The 23928-nt window shown below is 55.3% G+C and carries 19 protein-coding genes; 8 read left to right on the top strand and 11 right to left on the bottom strand.

Features of this window, described 5'->3' with window-relative positions:
* The first annotated feature begins 144 nt into the window (after positions 1-144).
* The 5 genes from ppk1 (at position 145) to mgtE (ending at position 6260) form a co-directional block, all read left to right on the top strand.
* Positions 145-2205, top strand: coding sequence for a polyphosphate kinase 1 (ppk1, locus tag EM595_RS13100; protein ID WP_067432825.1), 2061 nt, complete (start codon positions 145-147; stop codon positions 2203-2205).
* Between the two features lie 5 nt (positions 2206-2210).
* Positions 2211-3740 (top strand): exopolyphosphatase, encoded by a 1530-nt coding sequence (gene ppx / locus EM595_RS13105; protein ID WP_067432828.1) that lies wholly within the window; start codon positions 2211-2213, stop codon positions 3738-3740.
* A 48-nt stretch (positions 3741-3788) separates the two neighbouring features.
* Positions 3789-4391, top strand: coding sequence for a tellurite resistance methyltransferase TehB (tehB, locus tag EM595_RS13110; protein WP_067432831.1), 603 nt, complete (start codon positions 3789-3791; stop codon positions 4389-4391).
* A gap of 131 nt (positions 4392-4522) precedes the next feature.
* Complete coding sequence (locus EM595_RS21375; RefSeq protein ID WP_067432834.1) at positions 4523-4708, top strand: YfgG family protein; 186 nt, start codon at positions 4523-4525, stop codon at positions 4706-4708.
* 121 nt (positions 4709-4829) lie between these two features.
* Positions 4830-6260 carry a magnesium transporter gene (gene mgtE / locus EM595_RS13120; RefSeq protein ID WP_067432837.1) on the top strand — a complete coding sequence of 477 codons (1431 nt, stop codon included), beginning with the start codon at positions 4830-4832 and terminating at the stop codon, positions 6258-6260.
* 35 nt (positions 6261-6295) lie between these two features.
* On the opposite strand, the gene EM595_RS13125 is transcribed toward mgtE, so the two are convergent.
* From EM595_RS13125 to guaB, 3 genes are all read right to left on the bottom strand, one after another.
* Positions 6296-7069 carry a DUF3750 domain-containing protein gene (locus tag EM595_RS13125; protein WP_067432840.1) on the bottom strand — a complete coding sequence of 258 codons (774 nt, stop codon included), beginning with the start codon at positions 7067-7069 and terminating at the stop codon, positions 6296-6298.
* 100 nt (positions 7070-7169) lie between these two features.
* Positions 7170-8750, bottom strand: coding sequence for a glutamine-hydrolyzing GMP synthase (gene guaA / locus EM595_RS13130; protein ID WP_067432843.1), 1581 nt, complete (start codon positions 8748-8750; stop codon positions 7170-7172).
* 75 nt (positions 8751-8825) lie between these two features.
* Positions 8826-10292 (bottom strand): IMP dehydrogenase, encoded by a 1467-nt coding sequence (guaB, locus tag EM595_RS13135; protein WP_067435468.1) that lies wholly within the window; start codon positions 10290-10292, stop codon positions 8826-8828.
* A gap of 170 nt (positions 10293-10462) precedes the next feature.
* Between guaB and xseA the strand changes: the two genes are divergently transcribed.
* The 3 genes from xseA to EM595_RS13150 all read left to right on the top strand — a co-directional run bounded on the left by xseA (position 10463) and on the right by EM595_RS13150 (position 13239).
* Positions 10463-11815 (top strand): exodeoxyribonuclease VII large subunit, encoded by a 1353-nt coding sequence (gene xseA / locus EM595_RS13140; RefSeq protein WP_067432846.1) that lies wholly within the window; start codon positions 10463-10465, stop codon positions 11813-11815.
* Positions 11816-11887: 72 nt separating this feature from the next.
* A complete protein-coding gene (locus tag EM595_RS13145) occupies positions 11888-12904 on the top strand; it encodes a M4 family metallopeptidase (protein WP_067432849.1) in 1017 nt (338 codons plus the stop codon).
* Positions 12901-13239 (top strand): protealysin inhibitor emfourin, encoded by a 339-nt coding sequence (locus EM595_RS13150; protein WP_067432852.1) that lies wholly within the window; start codon positions 12901-12903, stop codon positions 13237-13239. The genes EM595_RS13145 and EM595_RS13150 overlap by 4 nt, the downstream gene beginning before the upstream one ends.
* 54 nt (positions 13240-13293) lie before the next feature.
* On the opposite strand, the gene EM595_RS13155 is transcribed toward EM595_RS13150, so the two are convergent.
* The 8 genes from EM595_RS13155 to pilW form a co-directional block, all read right to left on the bottom strand.
* Positions 13294-15729 carry a glucose/quinate/shikimate family membrane-bound PQQ-dependent dehydrogenase gene (locus EM595_RS13155; RefSeq protein WP_067432855.1) on the bottom strand — a complete coding sequence of 812 codons (2436 nt, stop codon included), beginning with the start codon at positions 15727-15729 and terminating at the stop codon, positions 13294-13296.
* A 324-nt stretch (positions 15730-16053) separates the two neighbouring features.
* A complete protein-coding gene (der, locus tag EM595_RS13160) occupies positions 16054-17547 on the bottom strand; it encodes a ribosome biogenesis GTPase Der (protein WP_067432858.1) in 1494 nt (497 codons plus the stop codon).
* 226 nt (positions 17548-17773) lie between these two features.
* Positions 17774-18955: an outer membrane protein assembly factor BamB gene (gene bamB / locus EM595_RS13165; RefSeq protein WP_067432861.1), complete on the bottom strand. Its 1182-nt coding sequence runs from the start codon at positions 18953-18955 to the stop codon at positions 17774-17776.
* Between the two features lie 19 nt (positions 18956-18974).
* Positions 18975-19592: a YfgM family protein gene (locus EM595_RS13170; RefSeq protein WP_067432863.1), complete on the bottom strand. Its 618-nt coding sequence runs from the start codon at positions 19590-19592 to the stop codon at positions 18975-18977.
* Between the two features lie 42 nt (positions 19593-19634).
* The gene (hisS, locus tag EM595_RS13175; protein WP_067432866.1) at positions 19635-20909 is read right to left on the bottom strand and encodes a histidine--tRNA ligase; all 1275 of its coding nucleotides are present in this window, start codon (positions 20907-20909) and stop codon (positions 19635-19637) included.
* Between the two features lie 135 nt (positions 20910-21044).
* On the bottom strand, positions 21045-22166 hold the full coding sequence (gene ispG / locus EM595_RS13180) for a flavodoxin-dependent (E)-4-hydroxy-3-methylbut-2-enyl-diphosphate synthase (RefSeq protein ID WP_067432869.1): 1122 nt from the start codon (positions 22164-22166) through the stop codon (positions 21045-21047).
* Positions 22167-22207: 41 nt separating this feature from the next.
* Positions 22208-23197: a cytoskeleton protein RodZ gene (gene rodZ, locus EM595_RS13185; RefSeq protein WP_067432872.1), complete on the bottom strand. Its 990-nt coding sequence runs from the start codon at positions 23195-23197 to the stop codon at positions 22208-22210.
* A complete protein-coding gene (gene pilW, locus EM595_RS13190) occupies positions 23187-23921 on the bottom strand; it encodes a type IV pilus biogenesis/stability protein PilW (protein WP_067432875.1) in 735 nt (244 codons plus the stop codon). Before pilW ends, rodZ begins: the two co-directional genes overlap by 11 nt.
* Between the last annotated feature and the right edge of the window lie 7 nt (positions 23922-23928).

A 23928-nucleotide genomic window follows, 5' to 3' on the forward strand; every position in this document is an offset into this window, starting at 1 on the left:
GAAACTGACCCGAAGAGTGGAAAGCGCTATGTTGCCCGTAGCTGCTTGATATGACAACCGTTGCCGTTGGACATTACTGCCATACTCTCGCCATAATGATCGTGGACACTTTGCCGTGCCCTCATTTTATTGAACGGAGTAACAATGGGTCAGGAAAAGCTGTACATCGAAAAAGAACTAAGCTGGTTGGCTTTTAACGAACGCGTATTACAGGAAGCCGCCGATAAAATTAACCCTTTGATTGAGCGTATGCGCTTTTTAGGGATTTACTCCAACAATCTTGATGAATTTTATAAGGTGCGCTTTGCCGATCTGAAGCGGCGCATTTTAATCGGCGAAGAGCAGGGTTCCGCCAGTTCACATCGCCATTTGATCAAAAAAATTCAGCAGCGCGTGATCAAAGCGGACCTTGAGTTTGACAGCCTGTATAACGATCTGCTGCTGGAGATGGCGCGTAATCAGATCTTCCTGATCAACGAGCGTCAACTTTCGCCCAATCAGCAGAGCTGGTTGCGCCACTATTTTAAGCACGAACTGCGTCAGCACGTGACGCCCATTCTGGTTAATCGCGAAACCGAACTGACTGAATTCCTTAAGGACGATTACACCTATCTGGCAGTGGAAATTATCCGCGGCGACGATATTCAGTATGCGCTGCTGGAGATTCCTTCCGATAAGGTGCCGCGCTTTGTTAACCTGCCTGCGGAATCGCCGCGCCGCCGCAAGCCAATGATTCTGTTGGATAACATCCTGCGTTATTGCCTCGATGATATCTTCAAAGGCTTTTTCGATTATGACGCGCTGAACGCCTATTCAATGAAAATGACGCGTGATGCGGAATATGATCTGGTCACCGAAATGGAATCGAGCCTGCTGGAGCTGATGTCATCCAGCCTGAAGCAGCGCCTGACCGCCGAACCGGTGCGTTTTGTTTACCAGCGCGATATGCCCAACGTGATGGTTGAGATGCTGCGCGAAAAATTCAGCATCTCCAATTACGATTCGGTGATTCCCGGCGGCCGTTACCACAACTTTAAAGACTTCATCAGCTTCCCCAACGTCGGCAAAAGCAATCTGGTTAACAAGCCGCTGCCGCAGATTCGCCATATCGGCTTTGATGGCTTCCGTAACGGCTTCGATGCGATCCGTAATCGCGACATCCTGCTCTATTACCCTTATCACACCTTTGAGCACGTGCTGGAGCTGTTGCGCCAGGCCTCGTTTGATCCCAGCGTACTGGCGATCAAAATCAATATTTATCGCGTAGCGAAGAACTCGCGCATCATCGACGCGATGATCCACGCGGCCTATAACGGCAAAAAAGTCACCGTGGTGGTAGAGCTGCAGGCGCGTTTTGATGAGGAAGCGAACATTCACTGGGCGAAGCGCCTGACCGAAGCGGGCGTACACGTCATCTTCTCGGCGCCGGGGCTGAAAATTCACGCCAAGCTGTTTCTGGTATCGCGCCGCGAAGGCGATGAGGTGGTGCGCTATGCCCATATCGGCACCGGCAACTTTAATGAAAAAACCGCCCGTATCTATACCGACTATTCGCTGTTGACCGCCGATGCGCGTATCACTAACGAAGTCCGCCGGGTGTTTAACTTTATCGAAAACCCTTATCGGCCGGTGACCTTTGATCATCTGATGGTGTCGCCGCAGAACTCACGTCGCATGCTTTATCAGCTGATCGATCAGGAAATTGCCAACGCGCAGAACAAAATCCCGGCTGGCATTACGCTGAAAATTAACAATCTGGTGGACAAGGGATTGGTCGACCGGCTCTACACCGCATCCAGCGTTGGCGTGAGGGTGAACCTGCTGGTGCGCGGCATGTGTTCGCTGATTCCGGATCTTGAAGGGATCAGCGAAAACATCCGTGTTATCAGTATTGTTGACCGCTATCTGGAGCATGACCGTGTCTATATTTTTGAAAACGGCGGCGATAAAAAAGTGTTCCTGTCATCGGCAGACTGGATGACGCGCAACATCGATCACCGTATCGAAGTGGCGGTGGCCATCCTTGACCCTGTTCTGAAACAGCGCATACAGGATATTATTGCCATCCTGTTCAGTGATACCGTAAAGGCACGCATCGTCGATAAAGAACTGAGTAATCGGCATGTGCAGCGCGGCAACCGCCGTAAAGTGCGCTCACAGTTGGCCATTTACGATTACATCAAAACTCTGGAACAACCTGAATAGACCCTATGCCAATTTCTCAGAAGAGCACGCCCCGACCACAAGAATTCGCGGCTATCGATCTCGGATCCAACAGTTTCCATATGGTCATTGCCCGGGTAGTCGACGGCGCCATGCAGGTGCTGGGTCGCCTGAAGCAGCGGGTGCATCTCGCCGATGGGCTGGGCGCGGATAACGTCCTGAGCGAAGAGGCGATGGAGCGCGGACTGAGCTGCCTTGCGCTGTTTGCCGAACGATTGCAGGGTTTCAGCGCCGCCAACGTCACTATCGTGGGTACGCATACGCTGCGCCAGGCGGTCAACGCCGAAGCGTTTTTACAGCGTGCCGCCGACGTAATTCCCTATCCGATCGAGGTGATCTCCGGCCATGAAGAAGCACGCCTGATCTTTATGGGCGTTGAGCACACGCAGCCGGAAAAAGGCCGTAAGCTGGTGATCGATATCGGCGGCGGCTCCACCGAACTGGTGATCGGCGAAGATTTTGAGCCAAAGCTGGTCGAAAGCCGCCGTATGGGCTGCGTCAGTTTCGCGCAGCTCTATTTCCCGCGCGGTGAGATCAGCAAAGAGAATTTCCGTCGTGCCCGCCTTGCGGCAACGCAAAAGCTTGAAACGCTGGCGTGGCAGTATCGCCTGCTTGGCTGGCAGTATGCGCTTGGCGCCTCCGGCACCATTAAGGCAGCGTGTGAAGTGCTGCTGGCAATGGGTGAAAAAGACAAACTGATCACCGTGGAACGGCTGCAAATGCTGTATGACGAAGTGATCAAATATAAATCTTTTGATGCGCTAAGCCTGCCGGGTCTGTCTGAAGAACGCAAAGGGGTGTTTGTGCCCGGTCTGGCGATTCTGTGCGGCGTGTTTGACGCGCTGGCGATTCGCGAGCTGCGACTCTCTGACGGCGCGCTGCGTGAAGGCGTGCTGTATGAGATGGAAGGCCGTTTTCGTCATCAGGATATTCGCAGCCGCACCGCGCAAAGCCTGGCTAACCACTACGCTATTGACAGCGATCAGGCGCGACGCGTGCTGGAAACCACCGAGCAGCTCTATTTGCAGTGGAAAGATCAGAACAGCAAGCTGGCCAATCCACAGCTGGCAGCGCTGCTGAAATGGGCCGCCATGCTGCACGAAGTGGGGCTGACCATTAACCACAGCGGCCTGCAGCGGCATTCGGCCTATATCCTTCAGCACTCCAATATGCCGGGCTTTAACCAGGATCAACAGCTGCTGCTGGCATCGCTGGTACGCTATCATCGCAAAGCGATGAAGCTGGAAGAGATGCCACGCTTTACGCTGTTTAAGAAGAAGCAGTTTCTGCCGCTGATCTTTCTGCTGCGCCTCGGCACGCTGTTGAATAACCAGCGCCAGGCGACCTCAAAGCCGGAATCGCTGTTGCTGACCACCGATGATGGACACTGGACGCTGACCTTTCCGGCGGGCTATCTCAGCCAGAATAATCTGGTGCAGCTCGACCTGGAACGTGAGCAGGCGTACTGGCAGGATGTCACCGGCTGGAAGCTGATGTTGCAGGAAGAAAACGCGTGATTTAACCGGCGGTGATGCGTCACCGCCGCATGAAAAGATAAGGTCATCATGCTCAAGACTTACCCCGAACACTATTTTAGCGAGAAATATCAGCTCACCCCGCCCCACTCCGAAGTGATCGCCGCGCTGCCAAAGCTGCGCGTGGGCAAGGCGCTGGATATTGGTTGTGGTCGCGGCCGTAATACGCTGCTGCTCAACAGCAAAGGCTTCAACGTTACCGCCTGGGATAATAATCCTGACAGCCTGGCGCAGCTGCGCGCAGTAATTGCCGAAGAACAGCTGCAGGGCATTACGGTGGAAGAGCAGGATCTGAACGCGATACGTTTTAACGGCGCCTATGATTTTGTCTTTTCCACCGTGGTCATGATGTTTCTGCAGCCTGCCGCAGTACCGCAGCTGATTGCCGATATGCAGGCCAGCACGGTGAAATATGGCTACAACCTGATCGTTGCAGCCATGGACACCGCTGATTATCCCAGTGCCGATCTCTTCCCGTTTGCCTTCAAATCGGGTGAACTCAGCGACTATTACCGCAACTGGCATATCGAAAAATATAACGAGCACGTCGGTGAACTGCACCGGGTAGATGAACACGGCAACCGGCTCAAGCTACGTTTTGCCACCCTGCTGGCGCAAAAAGCTTCTTATTGATTTTTGGCCGCCTCATTGTGCGGGCGGCCGCTAAAATTTTTATCCGTTAGCACGCTCACTTATTGACCTGCTCACCGCGATATGTCTAAATATCTCAGCCCACTATCGGGTCTTAAACAGGAACACCCTGCGTGAACAACGCCCTACCTCTGCGAAGACGTCAGAAAACCAGTACCATGACCCGTATCGTGTTACTGATCAGCTTTCTTATCCTTTTTGGTCGCCTGATTTTCCTTATCCCTGCCGCCCTTGAGCATTATCAGCAACAGCAAACGCTGCCTGAAACACCTGGTATAACGACGCCGCTTAACCAATAACTTATCCCGCACTTTATGTGGTAGCCTTCCGTGTGACTTTTTGGTCAACACGCGGTTTTCTCTGCCTTTTTGCAGCCAGCCGCTACACTTCGACCTTGCCTCCAGACACAAGGAATGCGTTATGTCTGTTTCCCACGCGCAACAGCTCAGTGAAATTCGTGGCCGTATTCTGACGCTGCTGCTTAATCAGCACGATTTTGTCGATGCGCTGCTGGACAAGCCCTATGACAAAAAAAGCGGGCAGCAGCAGCAACATGAAAAATATCGTCAGCAGTTGCAGCAAAGCATCAACCTGCTGCACGCGGCGGATCTCGCCGATATCCTCGAGGCGTTACCGGAAGAGGAGCGTCAGGCACTCTGGCGACTGATCCCGGCTAATCGCCGCGGCCGCGTGCTGGTCGAAGCGTCAGAAACCGTCTGGGAAAGCCTTACCGAAGAGATGAGCGACAAAGATATCCTGCTGGCAATTGAGCCGCTGGATATTGACGATCAGGCTTATCTGGCGCGCTATCTGCCGCGCGATCTCACCGGCCGCCTGCTTACCACCATGGAGCCGTCGCAGCGTGCGCACGTGCTCAACGTGGTGCATTTTGATCGCGACCGCGTCGGCCGCATCATGGATTTCAACTTTATCACCGTGCGCGCCGATGTGACGCTGGCGACCGTACAGCGCTTTCTGCGGCAGAAAAAAAGCATTCCTGACGGCACTGATAAACTGTTCGTGACCGATCGCAATAATCAGTTTCTGGGCGAGCTGCCGCTGACTGATATTCTGTTAAATCGTCCGGAAATGCCGGTTTATGAGGTGATGAACGATCTGCCGACCACCTTTCGTCTCAATGACAAAGCGGAAGATGCCGCGGGCGCCTTTGAACGTTACAACCTGATTTCTGCGGCGGTAATTGACGACGCCGGCAAGCTGATTGGTCGTGTGACCATTGAAGATGTGGTGGATTTGGTCAACGAAGAGAGCGAAAGCAACATTCGTAAAATGGGCGGGATCAGCCAGGAAGAGGATGTGTTTGCGCCGGTGCGTAAAGCGGTAAAAACGCGCTGGGCGTGGCTGGCGGTGAATCTCTGTACCGCCTTTGTCGCCTCGCGGGTGATTGGCATGTTTGAGAGCACCATTTCGCAGCTGGTTGCGCTGGCGGCGCTGATGCCGATTGTTGCCGGTATCGGTGGCAACACCGGCAATCAGACCATCACCATGATTGTGCGCGCGCTGGCGCTGCGGCAGGTTGAACCAGGCAACTTCTCCTTTCTCATTGTGCGCGAATTAGGCGTGGCGCTGATCAACGGCATTTTCTGGGGCGGAATTATGGGCGGCGTCACCTGGCTGATGTATGACAACCCGGCGCTGGGCGGCGTGATGATGCTGGCGATGGTGCTTAACCTGCTGCTGGCGGCGCTAATGGGCGTGCTGATTCCGCTGCTGATGACCAAATTTGGCCGCGATCCGGCGGTGGGCTCCAGCGTGCTGATCACCGCGCTGACCGATACCGGCGGCTTCTTTATTTTTCTCAGCCTCGCCACGCTGTTTCTGCTGCATTAATTCTCTGGCTGGCTCCGCACGGAGCCAGCGCGACGCTACGGCTTATCTTTCTGCAGATTGTCTCCGCCGATGCCGCCAACAAACGGCAAGCGCAGCCGCAACGGCGTAAAGTCGATGCCCATGTTTAATCCCAGCACGTTCAGTTCAAAGCCCTCTTCCGCGCCAACCGTCACGCCCAGCACACCCAGCAGCGACACCTGCAGACCGCGCCCTGACGGCGGCAGGCCAATCGGATGCAGCAGTGAGCGATAATCTTTACCCAACGCGTTAGCGGGCAGATCCAGCTTCAGCTCGGGCACTTCACGGCCAATGTGGGCGATAAAGGTGTTGCTGTTGGGACCCGGCCATGCGCGATAGGTGTTGGGCCACGGATAGGACTGAATCGCCGCCATGATGTGCGGGATCATCGCCTCCGCCTCTGCGCCGCGATGTTCCACCAGCAGTCGCGGTTTTGCACCATACCAGTAACCATCCGGTTCATTGCTGTTCAGACGGACCTTGTCACCGCTGCCCCAGCTGATGACCTCAAAACGACGATAGCGTGTCTCTCCGGCACGTTTGAAGATGATCCACGGATGCACTGCCACCCGGCCTTTCCAGCCGTAGGTCGGCGCCGCATACACCTGCACGATCGCTTCCGCCGCGTTCTGCCGCGGGTCAGGCGCCAGTCCAGCAGAATCACGGCGGGCTGACCACCAGCCACCGCCGCTGTTGCCGTCGGCATCGCGATTCGCCTGCGCCAGGCTGGCACCCAGCGACAGCAGCAAAATGCAAAGAAAAGTGAGCGCACACACTTTGATTGAAAACATACAGGGGTCCTGATGGATAAAAAGAAAAATCGCCAGTTAACCTAACGAGTTAACTGGCGATAGCAGCAGGCAGAGCGAATCAGCCCTTACGGGCAGGGAGTTATTCCCACTCGATCGTGGCAGGCGGTTTGCCTGAAATATCGTATACCACGCGGGAGATGCCGTTCACTTCATTGATGATGCGGTTTGACACACGGCCGAGGAAATCATACGGCAGATGCGCCCAGTGCGCGGTCATGAAGTCGATGGTTTCCACCGCTCGCAGCGAGACCACCCAGTCATATTTACGGCCATCGCCCATTACGCCAACCGAACGCACCGGCAGGAACACGGTAAAGGCCTGACTGACTTTGTTATAGAGATCGGCTTTGCGCAGCTCTTCAATGAAGATGTGATCGGCGCGACGCAGCAGATCGCAATACTCTTTCTTCACCTCGCCCAGCACGCGTACACCCAGACCCGGACCCGGGAAAGGATGGCGATAAAGCATGTCGTAAGGCAGACCGAGCTCAAGGCCAATTTTACGCACTTCATCTTTAAACAGCTCTTTCAGCGGCTCAACCAGGCCCAGCTTCATCTCTTTCGGCAGGCCACCGACGTTGTGGTGCGACTTGATCACGTGCGCTTTACCGGTGGCAGAAGCGGCGGATTCAATCACATCAGGATAGATGGTGCCCTGCGCCAGCCACTTCACGTCGGTGATGCTGGTCGCTTGCTGATCAAAGACTTCGATAAAGACGCGGCCAATGGTTTTACGCTTGGCTTCCGGCTCATCAATGCCTGCCAGCGCATCAAGGAAGCGCGCTTCTGCTGGTACATGAACGATGTTCAGACCGAAATGATCGCCAAACATCTCCAGCACCTGCTCCGCTTCGTTCAGACGCAGCAGGCCGTTATCCACGAACACGCAGGTCAGGCGATCGCCGATGGCGCGATGCAGCAGCATGGCGGTGACCGAGGAATCCACGCCGCCAGACAGACCAAGGATCACCTTGTCATTGCCAATCTGCTCACGCAGACGCTCAACCGCATCTTCGATGATTTTCGCTGGCGTCCACAACGCTTCGCACTGACAGATATCCAGCACAAACCGCTCCAGCATACGCAGGCCCTGACGGGTATGCGTCACTTCCGGGTGAAACTGCACGCCGTAAAAGCGCTTCTCTTCGTTGGCCATAATGGCAAACGGACAGGTTTCAGTGCTGGCAACGGTCACGAAATCATCGGGAATGGCGGTGACTTTGTCGCCGTGGCTCATCCAGACATCCAGCAGCGGCTTGCCGTTGGCGCTGATGGCATCTTCGATACCGCGTACCAGTGCGCTTTCGGTGGTGACTTCAACCTGAGCATAACCAAATTCACGCTCGCTGGAGCCCTGAACGTGTCCACCCAGCTGAATAGCCATGGTTTGCATGCCGTAGCACACACCCAGCACCGGCACGCCGGCGGTAAAAACGTAATCCGGAGCGCGTGGGCTGTCCAGCTCGGTGGTGCTTTCCGGGCCACCGGACAAAATTATGCCGTTCGGATTGAACTGGCGGATCTGCTCTTCGGTGACATCCCATGCCCACAGCTCACAGTAGACGCCCAGCTCGCGCACGCGGCGCGCAACCAGCTGCGTATACTGCGAACCAAAATCAAGGATCAGTATGCGATGTTTATGAATATTTTCCGTCGTCATTAAGGCGTTTCCAGGCGATAGATTACACAGTACAAAAGTGAAAAGCCCGGCCTGAGCCGGGCGTAACCATGAGGATTAGGATCCCATGCGGTAGTTCGGAGATTCTTTGGTGATGGTCACGTCGTGAACGTGGCTTTCAGAGATTCCGGCCCCGCTGATGCGGACGAATTCCGCTTTGGTACGCAGTTCATCAATCGTACCACAGCCGGTCAGGCCCATACAGGAACGCAATCCGCCCATCTGCTGATGCACGATCTCTTTCAGACGGCCTTTGTAGGCCACACGGCCTTCAATGCCTTCCGGCACCAGCTTGTCTGCGGCATTATCGGTCTGGAAGTAGCGATCGGATGAGCCTTTGGACATCGCGCCCAGGGAACCCATGCCGCGATAGGATTTGAACGAACGGCCCTGATAGAGCTCAATTTCACCTGGCGATTCTTCGGTACCTGCCAGCATGGAGCCCACCATTACGCAGGCCGCGCCCGCTGCAATCGCTTTGGCGATATCACCTGAGAAACGAATGCCGCCATCGGCGATAACCGGAATGCCGGTGCCTTCCAGCGCGGCAACCGCATCCGATACCGCGGTAATCTGCGGAACGCCCACGCCGGTCACGATGCGGGTGGTACAGATGGAACCTGGACCAATACCCACTTTCACCGCGCTCACGCCCGCTTCAACCAACGCCAGAGCGCCCGCGCCGGTGGCCACGTTGCCGCCAACGATTTCGAGATCGGGATATTTAGCACGGGTTTCACGGATGCGGGTCAGCACGCCTTCAGAATGGCCGTGTGAGGAGTCGATCAGCAGCACATCAACGCCTGCCGCAACCAGCGCGTCCACACGCTCTTCGTTGCCCGCTCCGGCACCGACTGCCGCGCCGACGCGTAAACGACCGTGCGCATCTTTACAGGCGTTAGGCTTGCGTTCCGCTTTCTGGAAGTCTTTTACGGTGATCATGCCGAGCAGATGGAAACTTTCGTCAACCACCAGCGCTTTTTCCACGCGCTTTTCGTGCATTTTGTGCAGCACCACTTCGCGTGCTTCACCCTCTTTCACCGTGACCAGACGCTCTTTTGGCGTCATCACGGCGGAAACCGGCAGAGACTGATCGGTCACGAAGCGCACATCACGACCAGTGATAATGCCCACCAGTTCGTTGTTGCCGTTGACCACCGGATAACCGGCAAAGCCGTTGCGATCGGTGAGCAGCTGAACTTCTGCCAGCGTGGTGGTTGGTAGCACGGTTTGTGGATCGGTGACCACACCGCTTTCATGTTTCTTCACCTTGCGAACTTCGTCCGCCTGGCGCTCAATCGACATATTTTTGTGAATAAAGCCCAGCCCACCCTCTTGCGCCAGCGCAATAGCCAGACCCGCTTCGGTCACGGTGTCCATTGCAGCAGAAAGCATAGGGATGTTGAGACGAATATTTTTCGTCAGTTGGGTACTGAGATCGGCTGTGTTTGGCAGCACGGTAGAGTGGGCAGGAACGAGCAGAACGTCGTCGAATGTTAGGGCTTCTTTAGCGATTCGTAGCATGGCAATATCTCGACCTGAAGGTGAATGAGAACAGATAAAATATTGCCGCGGCATTATACAGGCCGAAAACGATTGCCTCCAGTACTTTTTCCGAAAAACCCTTGATCCCAACTTACAGCCATGTAGTATCAATGGATTAACCCGCTGATTTAAAATTTGATCTCTGTCACATGCCGCCACTGCCGAACGCCAATATTTTTACCGTTAGCCGCCTGAATACCACGGTGCGAAAACTGCTGGAAATGGAAATGGGACAGATCTGGCTGAGCGCTGAGATCTCTAACTTTTCACAACCCTCTTCCGGCCACTGGTATTTCACCCTTAAGGATGACGGCGCACAGGTGCGTTGTGCGATGTTCCGCAACAGCAACCGCCGCGTCACCTTTCGGCCGCAAAATGGTCAGCAGGTGTTGGTGCGCGCCACCATCACTCTGTATGAGCCACGCGGCGATTATCAGCTGATTGCCGAGAGCATGCAGCCCGCCGGTGACGGTTTGCTGCAGCAGCAGTTTGAGCAGCTGAAAATGCGTCTGGCGGCGGAAGGCTTGTTTGAGCAAATGCACAAACAGCCGCTGCCCGACCCGGCGCAGCAGGTTGGCGTTATTACCTCATCAACCGGTGCGGCGCTGCACGACGTGCTGCGTGTGCTGCATCGTCGTGATCCCTCATTGCCGGTGATTATCTATCCCACGCCGGTGCAGGGTCAGGATGCGCCAGCGGCCATTGTGCGCGCCATTGAAATCGCGAACCAGCGAGCGGAATGCGACGTGCTGATTGTTGGCCGTGGCGGCGGTTCGCTGGAGGATTTGTGGAGCTTCAACGATGAGCGGGTTGCGCGGGCTATTTTTGCCAGCCGTATTCCCATCGTTAGCGCAGTCGGCCATGAAACCGACGTCACGATCGCTGATTTTGTTGCCGATTTACGCGCGCCTACGCCTTCCGCCGCCGCCGAGCTGGTCAGCCGTAATCAGATTGAACTGCTGCGGCAGCTGCAATCCCAGCAGCAGCGCATGGAAATGGCAATGGACTATTATCTGGCACAGCAGCAGCGCGCCTGGTCACGCCTGCATCATCGTCTGCAGCAGCAGCATCCCCAGTTACGGCTGGCCCGTCAGCAAACCACGCTGTTTCGCTTACAGCGCCGCCTGGACGATGCGATACAGTTGCAGCTGCGCCAGGCAACGCGCACTCAGGATCGGCTTACCCAGCGCCTGGCACAGCAGCAGCCTGAAGCGCGTTTGCACCGTGCGCAGCAGCAACTGCAACAGTGGCATTATCGCTTGCAGCAGGCGGTATTTCAGCAGCTTAACCGCGACAAACAGCGCTTTGGCGTGCGTGCCGCCCAGCTGGAAGCGGTCAGTCCGCTGGCAACGCTGGCGCGTGGCTTCAGCGTGACAACGGCAGCAGACGGCAACGTGGTGAAAAAAACCAGCCAGCTACAGCGCGGCGAGACGCTTAAAACCCGGCTGGATGATGGCTGGATTGAAAGCCAGATCACCGACATTCATGCGGATAAATCCTGAGCAACGAATCGGCAAACCCGGCCAGCGCACACTATACTTTTTGGACACTCTTAATGAACCAGGAAGCATGGTATGCCTTATGCAGTGATCCCCCCTTACATTCTGCGCAAAATTATCGATAACGGTTCCGGCCCGCAAAAAGATTATGCGCGCCGAACCCTGACCCATGTGCAGCATCTGATGGCCGAAACCTGGCAGAAACCCTCGGTGCCACACACGGCGACCGCTGGCCACGTTGAGCGTGAAATCTATGATGCGCAAAACAGCAACAATCTGCCTGGCACGCTGGTGCGCAAAGAGGGCCAGCCCGGTAACAATGACGTTGCCGCAGAAGAGGCCTGGAACTATCTCGGCGTCACCTACGATTTCTTCTGGCGCACCTACAAGCGCAACTCGCTGGATAATCAGGGGCTGGCGCTGCTGGGTACGGTTCATTACGAGAAGGATTATCAAAACGCCTTCTGGAACGGTCAGCAGATGGTTTTTGGTGATGGCGACGGTGAAATCTTTAACCGTTTTACCATTGCGATCGACGTTGTGGCTCACGAGCTGGCGCATGGCGTCACCGAAACCGAAGCGGGGCTGATTTACTTTGAGCAGGCGGGCGCGCTTAATGAGTCGCTCTCTGACGTCTTCGGCTCGCTGGTAAAACAGTTTCATCTGCAACAGACGGCCGATCAGGCCGACTGGCTGATCGGCGAAGGGCTGTTAGCCGAAGGCATTAACGGACGCGGACTGCGCTCAATGTCAGAGCCCGGTACCGCCTATGACGATCCGATGCTGGGCAAAGATCCGCAGCCCAACCATATGCGCGATTATATCCAGACGCGCGACGACAACGGTGGCGTTCATCTCAATTCAGGCATTCCTAATCGCGCCTTTTATCTCGCGGCGACCGCGCTGGGCGGCTACGCATGGGAACTGGCGGGTTACGCCTGGTACGATACGGTGTGCGATAAATCGCTGCCGCAAAACGCCGACTTTAAAACCTTTGCACAACTGACCATTCAGCACGGGCAAAAACGCTTTAATAAATCGGTGGCGGATGCGATTGAAAAAGCGTGGCGGGATGTGGGTGTCTTATCATGAAAGAGCTGCCGGAACTGACGGATGATGCGGTGATCGATTTGGCGCGCGAAGGTGGCGTCGCCTGGATTCCGAAACTGGCGGGCGAACGCCGTTTTGCCCTGGCGCAGTTACCCGCTCCCCGTCGCGAACAGGTCTGCGACATTCTGAAAAAGGCGATGCCATTGGGCGCACCGCCGGGCGAGAATAATCCGGCAGGCCGTGGCGATCAGCGCTATTTTCGCATTCAGATCAGTTATGAAACCGATCGGCAGAGCGGCGATATTGTGATTCTGATACCGGAACAGCTGGCACCGCCGGAGCTGGAACATCTCTGGCGAGAAGGCGAGTGCGAATAACAGGCAAAAGAAAAGGCGGGGATATCCCCGCCTTTTTTATCACTGCTGAACGCGTTAGTTATCCAGCGCGTAAGCAATAACGTAATCACCACGATCCGGCGACTGGCGTGCGCCACCCGCAGAGATCAGGATGTACTGCTTGCCGGTGGTTGGCGAAACGTAGCTCATTGGGCCGCCCTGGCTGCCCACCGGCAGGCGTGCTTTCCACACCTCTTTACCGGTTGAGCTGTCGAAGGCGCGCAGATAGTAATCCTGCGTACCGGCGATAAACACCAGGCCGCCCTGCGTGGCCAGCGTACCGCCCAGCGTTGGCATGCCTACCGGCATCTGTGCGTGCATTTTAATACCGAAAGGACCGGTATCCTGAACGGTACCGACCGGCACCTGCCATACCACTTTCTGCGTTTTCAGGTCTACCGCAGTCAGCGTGCCGAACGGCGGCGTCTGGCAAGGAATGCCCAGCGGCGACATAAAGCGGTTTTTATTGACCGCGTATGGCGTGCCTTTTAATGGCACCGCGCCCATACCGGTGTTAATCGCTTCACCGCCGTTGCTGCCACGAGAGATAGCTTCCGTTTTCGCCGGAATCATCTGCACCCACAGGCCGAGACGCATATCGTTAACAAAGATGTAGTGATTGTTGGGATCGGTTGACAGGCTGCCCCAGTTCATTCCGCCCAGCGAGCCCGGGAAGCTCAGTGATTTGTCGGTGCCTGGCGGCGTGTACAAACCGTCATAACGCATGCCTTTAAAAGCGATACGGCAGGCGAGCTGATCAAACGGCGTCGCTCCCCACATATCGGACTCTTTCAGGGTTTGTGCACCAATCTGCGGCATACCCACCGATTTCGGCTGCGTATCCGGATAGTGTTCACCTGGGATATTGCCTTTTTTAACCGGGACTTCTTTCACTTCCGTCAATGGCTGGCCGGTATGGCGATCCAGCACAAAGATCTGACCGGCTTTGGTGCCAAACACCACCGCTGGCGTGCTGCCGCCCTCTTTGTTAGGGAAGTCGATCAGCGTTGGCTGCATGGGAATATCAAAGTCCCACAGATCGTTATGCACGGTCTGATATACCCACTTTTCCTTGCCGGTAGTCGCATCCAGCGCAAGGATCGAGGCGCCATATTTGTGATCCAGCGGCGTACGGTTCGCGCCCCACAGATCCACTGACGAACTGCCCATCGGCAGGAACACCGTATTGGTGGCCGGATCGTAAGACATCGGCGCCCACGAGTTTGGCGTGCTGCGAGCATAGTGCTGGCCCGCTTCCAGCGCGGCATTCGGGTTCTGATTGCCTGGGTCAAATGCCCAACGCATCTGGCCGGTAATGACATCAAAACCACGCAGTACGCCGCCAGGCATATCGGTCTGCACGTTATCCGCCACGCGGCCGCCTACCACTACGGTGGTGCCTGCCAGCGTGGGTGCTGAGGTCAGCTGATATTTCGGATCGGCGGCTTCACCCAGATCCGCTTTCAGATCAACGATGCCTTTGTTGCCAAACGATTCACAAAACTCGCCGTTGTCGGCGTTGACCGCAATCAGACGTGCATCGATGGTGTTCATCAACAGGCGACGCTGACAGCTGTCACCGGCCGCCAGCGTGGCCGCAGGCACCGGCGTTGAGCCAGGCTCAGAAGGCTGCTGAACCGGTTTCTGCGCATCAAAGTAGGCTAAACCACGGCAGCGTGGCCAGACTTCAGCTTTGGCGTTGATTTCACGTTTCCAGATCTCTTTACCGCTGTCGGCATCCACCGCGATGATGTTGTTATGCGGGGTGCAAAGGTAGATGCGATTACCTACCTGCAATGGCGTCTGCTGATCTTCTGCGCCGTTGCCGGTTGGACTTTCAGGTATGTCGCCGGTACGGAAGGTCCAGGCCACTTTCAAATCTTTGACGTTGTCGCGGGTAATCTGATCAAGCGCCACGAAGCGACTGCCACCTGCCGTATTGCCGTAGTGATCCCAGTCTTTCTGCTCTGCGCCCTTCTCTACCGGCACCAGCGGCAACGCTTTGCCCTCAAAGGCGACGGTTGGATGCGGCTGGAACATCTGTACCAGCGTGGTTAGCATGCCGAGCAGAATCACTGCGCTCAGGCCCCAGGCGATACCCGCCCTGCCTGTTTTGCCTTCACGCTTACGCAGCGCAGGCCAGGTTAGCAGCGCCAGCATAAACAGGCCAGCCGGCACCATCAGGCGAGAAACCAGCGCCCAAAAATCGATGCCCACTTCCTGCAGCGCCCAGATCAGCGTGCCAATAAAGACCAGGCCATACAGCAGCACCGCAGACGATCTGATGCGGAAGAATTGAATGGCCGACAGCACGGTGACGATGCCAGCCAGCAGGAAGTACCAGCTGCCTCCCAGCGAGGCCAGCTTGCCGCCGCCGATCGCAAAATAGAGCCCGGTCGCAAGCAGCACGAGCCCCAGTAAAACAGACCATATCGCCAGGCCTTTCGACGACCGGGCTTTTGTTTCAGCCATAACAACATTCTCCGTGAAAATAGTGCGTCCGAACGCTGCCGTCCTGGAGGGAAGGCACGCGGGCATTTTCAGTAGTTAACCAAAGGTATAATCAGATTTTGTGCCGACACGGAATAACACAGCATAGGCGCTATCCGCCCGGCATCAATATTGTACCATTTGGTTCATACCAGGGTGAATCGATAACTTCGTTATTACGTGGCAATAGCATTTTGGCTACAAAATAAAGCCAGGCTTTTAGTGGAGTCAGCTGAGTAAGGCGGATGAGCGAGGGGATTAATTAAGCAGCAGATAAAAAAACAGGGCCCCGCGGGACCCTGATTGTTACTTTTTGTTCTTTTTCAGATGCGACAGCAGACGCTTACGTTTACGCTGCTGCGTTGGCGTCAGCAGGTTACGTTTACCCGCAAACGGGTTTTCGCCTTCTTTGAACTGAATACGAATCGGCGTACCCATTACGTTCAGCGAGCGGCGGAAATAGTTCATCAGGTAACGCTTGTAGGAATCGGGCAGATCCTTCACCTGATTGCCATGGATAACCACGATAGGCGGATTGTAGCCACCGGCATGGGCATATTTCAGCTTCACGCGACGTCCACGCACCAGCGGCGGCTGATGATCTTCTTCCGCCATGGTCATGATGCGCGTCAACATGGAGGTGTTGATACGTTTGGTGGAGCAATCGTAGGCTTCTGTTACCGACTCAAACAGATTGCCCACGCCGCTGCCGTGCAGGGCAGAGATAAAGTGAATACGGGCAAAATCGATAAAGCCCAGACGATGATCCAGCGTCTCTTTCACTTCATCGCGGATTTCCTGGCTCAGGCCATCCCATTTGTTGACCACAATCACCAGCGAGCGACCGCTGTTGAGAATAAAGCCCAGTAACGAGAGATCCTGATCGGAGATGCCTTCACGCGCATCGATCACCAGCAGCACGACGTTGGCGTCTTCGATCGCCTGCAGCGTTTTGATTACCGAGAACTTTTCGACGGTATCGGTGATCTTGCCGCGCTTGCGCACGCCCGCGGTATCGATAAGGATATATTCGCGGCCGTCACGTTCCATCGGAATATAGATGCTGTCACGCGTGGTGCCCGGCATGTCATAGACCACAACGCGATCTTCACCCAGAATACGGTTAGTGAGCGTTGATTTACCGACGTTAGGACGCCCAACGATAGCCAGCTTGATTGGCAAACCGGTTGGATCGAACGCTTCCTCTTCTTCTTCCGCTTTGGCAACCGCTTCGATCTCTTTCTCTTCCAGATCGGCCCAGTAGGCGGCGTTCTCTTCCTCTTCGGTCAGCTCTTTCGGTTCAACCTTGTCGATCCACGGCAGCAGCACGGTTTCCATCAGGCTGGTAACGCCTCGACCATGTGATGCGGCGATCGAATGAATATCACCCAGACCCAGCGAATAGAAATCGAGAATAGCGGCGTCCGCATCCAAACCATCAGTTTTGTTGGCGACCACCAGGGTTGCTTTCTGACGGGAACGCAGGTGTTTGGCGATCGCTTTGTCCGCAGGCATCAGGCCCGCGCGCGCATCAACCATAAACAACACCACATCAGCTTCTTCAATCGCCAGCAGCGACTGCTCCGCCATACGGGTTTCCACGCCCTCTTCGTTGCCGTCAAGACCCCCGGTATCGATCACGATATAGTCGCGCCCTTCAACTTCAGCACGTCCATATTTGCGATCGCGTGTCAGACCAGGAAAATCCGCTACCAGCGCATCTCGCGTATGCGTAAGACGGTTAAACAGGGTGGATTTTCCCACGTTGGGACGCCCAACCAGCGCGACCACAGGTACCATAACAATGCCTCATTACTTAAAATTTAATTGCCTGAATGCGGTAATTATACCTTTTCGTGCCTGTGTTGCAGGCCATCTGGCACTGATAAACGCAAGCATCGGCAGGAATAATGCCCCTGAAAGGGGTTTGGTTCAGGCTGAAGGCGCTAAGGATAACACGCCGGATGAAAAACGAAACGGCCCCTGATAATCAGGAGCCGTTAACAAAGCCAAACAGTGTCGGACGTTAGCGCGTAATCGCGTAAACTTCGCCGTCTTTTGACTGAATAACCAGTTTGTCGCTGGCTACTACTGGCTCGCTCTGGAAGCCGGAACTGTCTACCTTCTGCTGAGCCACAAAACGGCCATCAGTGGTATTCAGCCAGTGCAGGTAACCTTCGCTGTCGCCGACCACCAGATAACCGTTAAACAGCACAGGTGAGGTCAGGTTACGGTGCAGCAGATCGCTTTGACGCCAGATAGCTACGCCGCCATCCGCATTCAGGGCGATCACGCGATCGTCCTGATCGATCAGGTAAATGCGGCCTGCATCAACGATCAAATCTTTAACGCCGCCGATCTCACGCTTCCACAGAATCTGGCCGGAACGCAGATCCAGCGCCGTCAGGTTACCGTTATAGGCCAGCGCGTAAACCACGCCATTAACGATTACTGGCGTAGTATCCACGTCGCTCAGGCGATCAATTTCTGTCGCGCCACTCGGCTGGGAAATACGCTGCTGCCAAATCAGCTGGCCCTGGTTAAGAATAACCGCGCTAACGCGGCCGTTATCTCCACCCACGATGGCGCCACCAAAGGCCACGGCTGGTGCTGATTCACCGCGCAGTGAAAGCGCAGGCATATCAAGGTTAACCGACCATTTCACCGCACCGCTGTTCTGATCCAGGCCCTGCAGCATGCCATTGCTGGTATGCACCAGCACCAGGCCATCACTGACTACCGGGCGGGACAGTGCTTCGCCCGCCACGTTGGTTTGCCAGTTGATTGAACCATCCGCGCTGTTCAGGGCATAAATCACGCCGCGCTCACTGCCAATGTAGAGCAGTGAACCTGCTGCGGTGATTCCACCAGACAGTAAGGCAGAATGATTTTTCGAGAAGAAGCCGGTTTTCTCAGAGAGATCGACCTTCCACTTCTCTTCGCCGTTGCTGGCATCAAGCGCCTTTACCACGCCAAAACGATCGGCGGCATAAACGGTGCCATCCTGCCAGGCGGGATGCAGATTTGAGTAGAAATCGCCGATGCCATCACCAACGGATGTGCTCCACGCTTCCTGCGGATTAAACTGGTTTTCTACTGTTGGCAACGGGGCCATTTTTACTACATCTTCTTCGCCGCTAAACAGCGAACAGCCGCTGAGTAAGGTGACTGAAATCAGTCCGGGCAGCAGGTATTTACGTAATTCCATGCGCTCTCTCTTGAATGGCTTAACCTAAGTTATTCATTTTCATCTGCATCATTTGCTTCAACGCCGGAGACGCATCCGATGCAATGCCCTTGCTCCAGGCGTCACGCGCGCCCTGCTTGTCGCCTTTGCTCAGCAGCGCTTCACCACGAATATCTGCAATGATTGCACTCCAGCCTTCGCCTTTGACCGCATCAAGGGTCTTCAGCGCTGCCTCAGCCTGTTTCTGCTGTAGCTGCACGCGGGCCAGACGTAAATTCAGCACCGCCTGCAGATTCTCATCTTTTGTCGCTTTCAGGCCGGTTTGTAACTGGGTAGCTGCCTGATCAAGCTGCTGCTGATCGACATACTGTTTTGCCAGATCCAGCGCCGCCAGAGCACCATAAGTGTTGTTATTCTCGCTGGCAAACTTCGCCACCGCTTCCAGCGTCTGCGGGCGGTCGCCCTGCATAGCCTGCGTCACTTTCTGGTAGTTTGCTGAAATCTCTGCGCTGTTGCTGACCTGATGGCCTGTCCAGTAGCGCCATCCTGCCAGTGCGCCAATGCCAATAATCACGCCAACCGCCAACGCTTTACCGTTGTTGGCAAAAAAACGACGCAGCGCATCAACCTGTTCGTTTTCGTTGTTATAGACTTCCACGCAATCCTTCTCCTTACACTGAGTGATGGTGCCGCGCTGTGCTTAGGCCAGTAAAGCCTGCAGCGTCGTGGCCAACTCGCTTTGCGCCAGCGTTTGCTGCTCGCCGTTGCGCAGATCCTTCACCACAACCTGATTGGTTGCCACTTCATCTTCGCCCAGCACCAGGGCAACACGCGCGCCCCACTTATCGGCACGAGCAAACTGTTTTTTGAAATTGCCGCCGCCGAAGTTAGTCATCAGCTTTAACTGAGGCGCTGCATCACGCAGTTTTTCAGCCAGCTGCATGGCGGCTGACTGCACGCCCTGCCCTGAAGCGATAACATAGACATCAACAATGCGGGTCGGTTCAAATTCTGGATTCACCGCCTGAACCAACAGCACCAGACGTTCCATGCCCATCGCAAAACCAACGGCTGGCGTCGCCCGCCCGCCAAGCTGTTCAACCAGGCCATCATAGCGGCCACCGCCACACACGGTGCCTTGTGAACCCAGGCTGGTAGTCACCCATTCAAACACGGTGCGATTGTAGTAATCGAGCCCACGCACCAGGCGCTGGTTAATGGTGTAAGCGATACCGGCATCGTCAAGCAAGGCGCACAGGCCCTGGAAATGCGTACGCGAGTCGTCATCAAGATGATCGGCCAGCGTCGGCGCATCGTTAAGCAGCGTTTGCACATCAGGATTTTTGCTGTCGAGCACGCGTAGAGGGTTGCTGTACATGCGGCGCTTACAGTCGTCATCAAGCACATCTTTATGTTGCTCAAGGAAGGCGACCAGCGCATCACGATAGGCTGCTCGCGCCTCAAGTGAGCCAATAGAGTTGAGTTCGAGAGAGACGTGATCGGCGATGCCCAACGCTTTCCACCAGCGGGCGGTCATCATAATCAGTTCGGCATCAATATCCGGCCCTTGCAGACCAAAAACTTCAACGCCCATCTGATGAAACTGCCGATAGCGGCCTTTTTGCGGGCGCTCGTAACGGAACATCGGCCCCATGTACCACAGGCGCTGCTCCTGATTATAAAGCAGGCCATGTTCCACACCGGCACGCACACAGCCAGCGGTGCCTTCCGGGCGCAGGGTCAGGCTTTCGCCATTACGATCGTCAAAGGTATACATCTCTTTTTCAACGACATCGGTGACTTCGCCGATAGCGCGCTTGAAAAGCGGCGTCTGTTCCACCAGAGGTAACCGGATTTCGCTGTAACCATAACTGGCCAGCACCTGTTTCAGGATACCTTCGATGCGCTGCCATACCACGGTATCGGCAGGCAGATAATCGTTCATGCCGCGAATGGCCTGAATATTCTTCGCCACGGGTTCTCTCTCAAATTATTGTGCAGGCGGAGTGCCTGCTGATTAACGCGCAAACGCGGTTAAACAGGAAATAAAAAACCCGGGCATCTTACCTTAATCACGGCGTTGACGCCCAAGTTGATCGTGGAAGCTGGCTTACTTTTCCAGCAGCTGCACATCAATGCGACGATTCTCATCAAGCATTGCGGCTTTGGCGCGAATACGTGCTTCCAGCTGATCGATCATATCGAGGTTATCAAGACGCTCGCGCTGGCGAACGCCATCTTCATAAAAACCGCTTTTCTTATTGCTGCCGGTGACGCCCAGCGTGGAAATCAGCGCTTCGCCAGGTCCGTTCACCACACAACCGATGATCGAGACATCCATCGGCGTGATGATATCTTCCAGCCGCTGTTCCAGCGCGTTGACCGTGCCGATGACATCAAACTCCTGACGTGAGCAGGTTGGGCAGGCAATAAAGTTGATGCCGCGTGAACGGATGCGCAGTGATTTAAGAATATCAAAGCCTACTTTCACCTCCTCCACCGGATCGGCAGCCAGCGAGATGCGCAGCGTATCGCCGATGCCTTCAGCCAGCAGCAGACCCAGACCGATCGCTGATTTGACCGATCCTGCACGCGCGCCGCCCGCTTCGGTAATGCCGAGATGCAGCGGTTGCTCAATTTGCTTCGCCAGTAAGCGATAGGATTCTACGGCGAGGAAGACATCAGAAGCTTTGACGCTGACCTTGAACTGATCGAAATTAAGACGATCAAGGTGATCAACGTGGCGCATGGCCGATTCCAGCAGGGCCTGTGGCGTAGGCTCGCCATACTTTTCCTGCAGATCTTTTTCCAGCGATCCGGCGTTGACGCCGATGCGAATAGGAATGTTGTAATGACGCGCGCAGTCAACCACCTGACGAATACGCTCGTTGTTACCAATGTTGCCTGGGTTAATGCGCAGGCAGTCGACGCCATATTCCGCGACTTTCAGGGCGATACGATAGTCAAAATGAATATCGGCCACCAGCGGGACATCGACCTGCTGTTTGATGAGTTTAAACGCTTCGGCGGCATCCATAGTTGGAACAGAGATGCGGACGATATCAACGCCAACGCGTTCCAGCGCTTTGATCTGCGCTACCGTGGCGGCAACATCAGTTGTGCGGGTGTTGGTCATGGACTGAACGGCAATCGGCGCGCCGTCGCCCACCGGCACCTTGCCGACGTAAATACGTTTTGATTTGCGACGGATAATGGGTGCTTCGTTATGCATTGTCTCTCTCTCCACAATTGCCCGGGGACGCAGAGATGGCGTTATTGTGCGCCAATCGTCAGGCGGGCAACCTGGTTATTACGGATAAAACGGCTCAAATCTACGGGTTGACCCTGATATTGAATCTGTACGGCACTCGGCGCGCCGATTTTTACACGGTAAGGCGCGGTGCCGGCAAGGCTGAGTTTACCACCACTACGTTGCATTCCGCTGAACAGTTTTTTACCCGCAGAGTCGGTCACTTCCAGCCAGCAGTCGGCGGAAAAGTTCAGCACCATTGCATTGGGATCAACCGCTGGCGAACTTACGCCAGCGGTGTTGGTAGGCAGTGCGCCATTTTCAGGTGCGGAAGGACTCACCGCAGCCTGATTGGATGGCGCTGTTGCGCTGCTGTTGTTCAACGGTACGCTGGTTGCTGGCGCAGCGTTGGTCGCCGCATCAGTAGCCGTGCCAGCCGCAGCATTGGTGCCGGTTTGCGCGGCACCTTCGCTGTTTTCATCAGGTGGCGTTGGTGCCGGTGTCTCTTCACTGCTGCTCTCATCGGTCAGCGGAATTGACTGACTGTTATCACCTGATGCGCTGTTTTGATCGGACAAAGAGACCAGATCGTCCTGAGCGGCTTTGTGATTCTGCCACCACCAGGCGCCGGTCAGTCCGACCACCACAAACAGTACCAGCCAGGTGAAAATCATCAACCAGCCGTCGCGTTTTTTCCGCCTTTTGCCCAGCGAAAAGCTCTGCATTGGCTCAACTTTGGCAGCGCGAATTGGCGTCTGCTTCGCCATCATTGGCAAAAGCTCTTCCTCTGGGACATGAACCAGACGCGCATAAGAGCGGATGTAGCCACGTAAAAACGTGGAGGCCAGATCGGGCGGAGATTTGTCTTCCTCGATATCACGCACGGTGGTGAGTTTCAGACAAAGGCGTTCAGCAACATTCTGCTGGCTCAGGCCCATATGTTCACGGGCGAGGCGCAGGCGCTCACCGGTGGAATTTACTGCTGATTTTTCTTGAGTGGCTTCAGTATTCATTAGCTAAAAAATGCTGGTGCTGTATCGATTGTGGAAAATTTCGCGCCAGCTGGTCACCATAACGTGTCACGTTAAGGGTGTCGCCATGCAGCGCGGCGAAACGAATCTCTAACCACAGGCTTTCTGCAGAAGCAGGCAGGCTGCGTTGATATATATCTAACAAAAGCCGGGTTTTACCCCACTCTCGCTTTCCAAATCGCCTTTCGGCTTCGGCCAGCATCGGTACGCTTTTTTGCCTGTCGGCATCAAGCGCTGCGGTTAACTGCTGTTTTGCCTGGTCCAGCTTGTCCCTTTGCAGATCGCAAAAACCCGCCAAAGCCAGACTGTCAGCGTTTATGCCTGGCTGATTCAGCTTCCGTGCCCGAATAAACTGTTGATGCGCTTCATCATACTGCCCTAAACCGCAGAGAAACGCACCGTAATTGTTAAGCACGTAACCTTCGTTTGGCGCAACGTTACGCGCCTGCTGATAATGATGACGCGCCTGTGCAAGGTCGCCTTGCGCCTGCCGTAAACGGGCCAGTGCCAACTGGACACGGAAATCAGCCGGTGATGCCGCCTGTGCCCGCAACAGGTTGCGTTCGGCAGCAGCATAATCAGCCATTTCCAGCCACGCCAGTCCCAGTTGCAGCCGAGCCTGTGCGGCATCCCGATGCTGATTCTGGACACAGCCGCTTACAACTAAGCATAGCCACAACAAAAAGAGTAATCGTCCTTTATGCATAACGCCT

Origin of the sequence: Duffyella gerundensis (genome assembly GCF_001517405.1) — a bacterium.
GTDB classification, from domain to species: Bacteria; Pseudomonadota; Gammaproteobacteria; order Enterobacterales; family Enterobacteriaceae; genus Duffyella; species Duffyella gerundensis.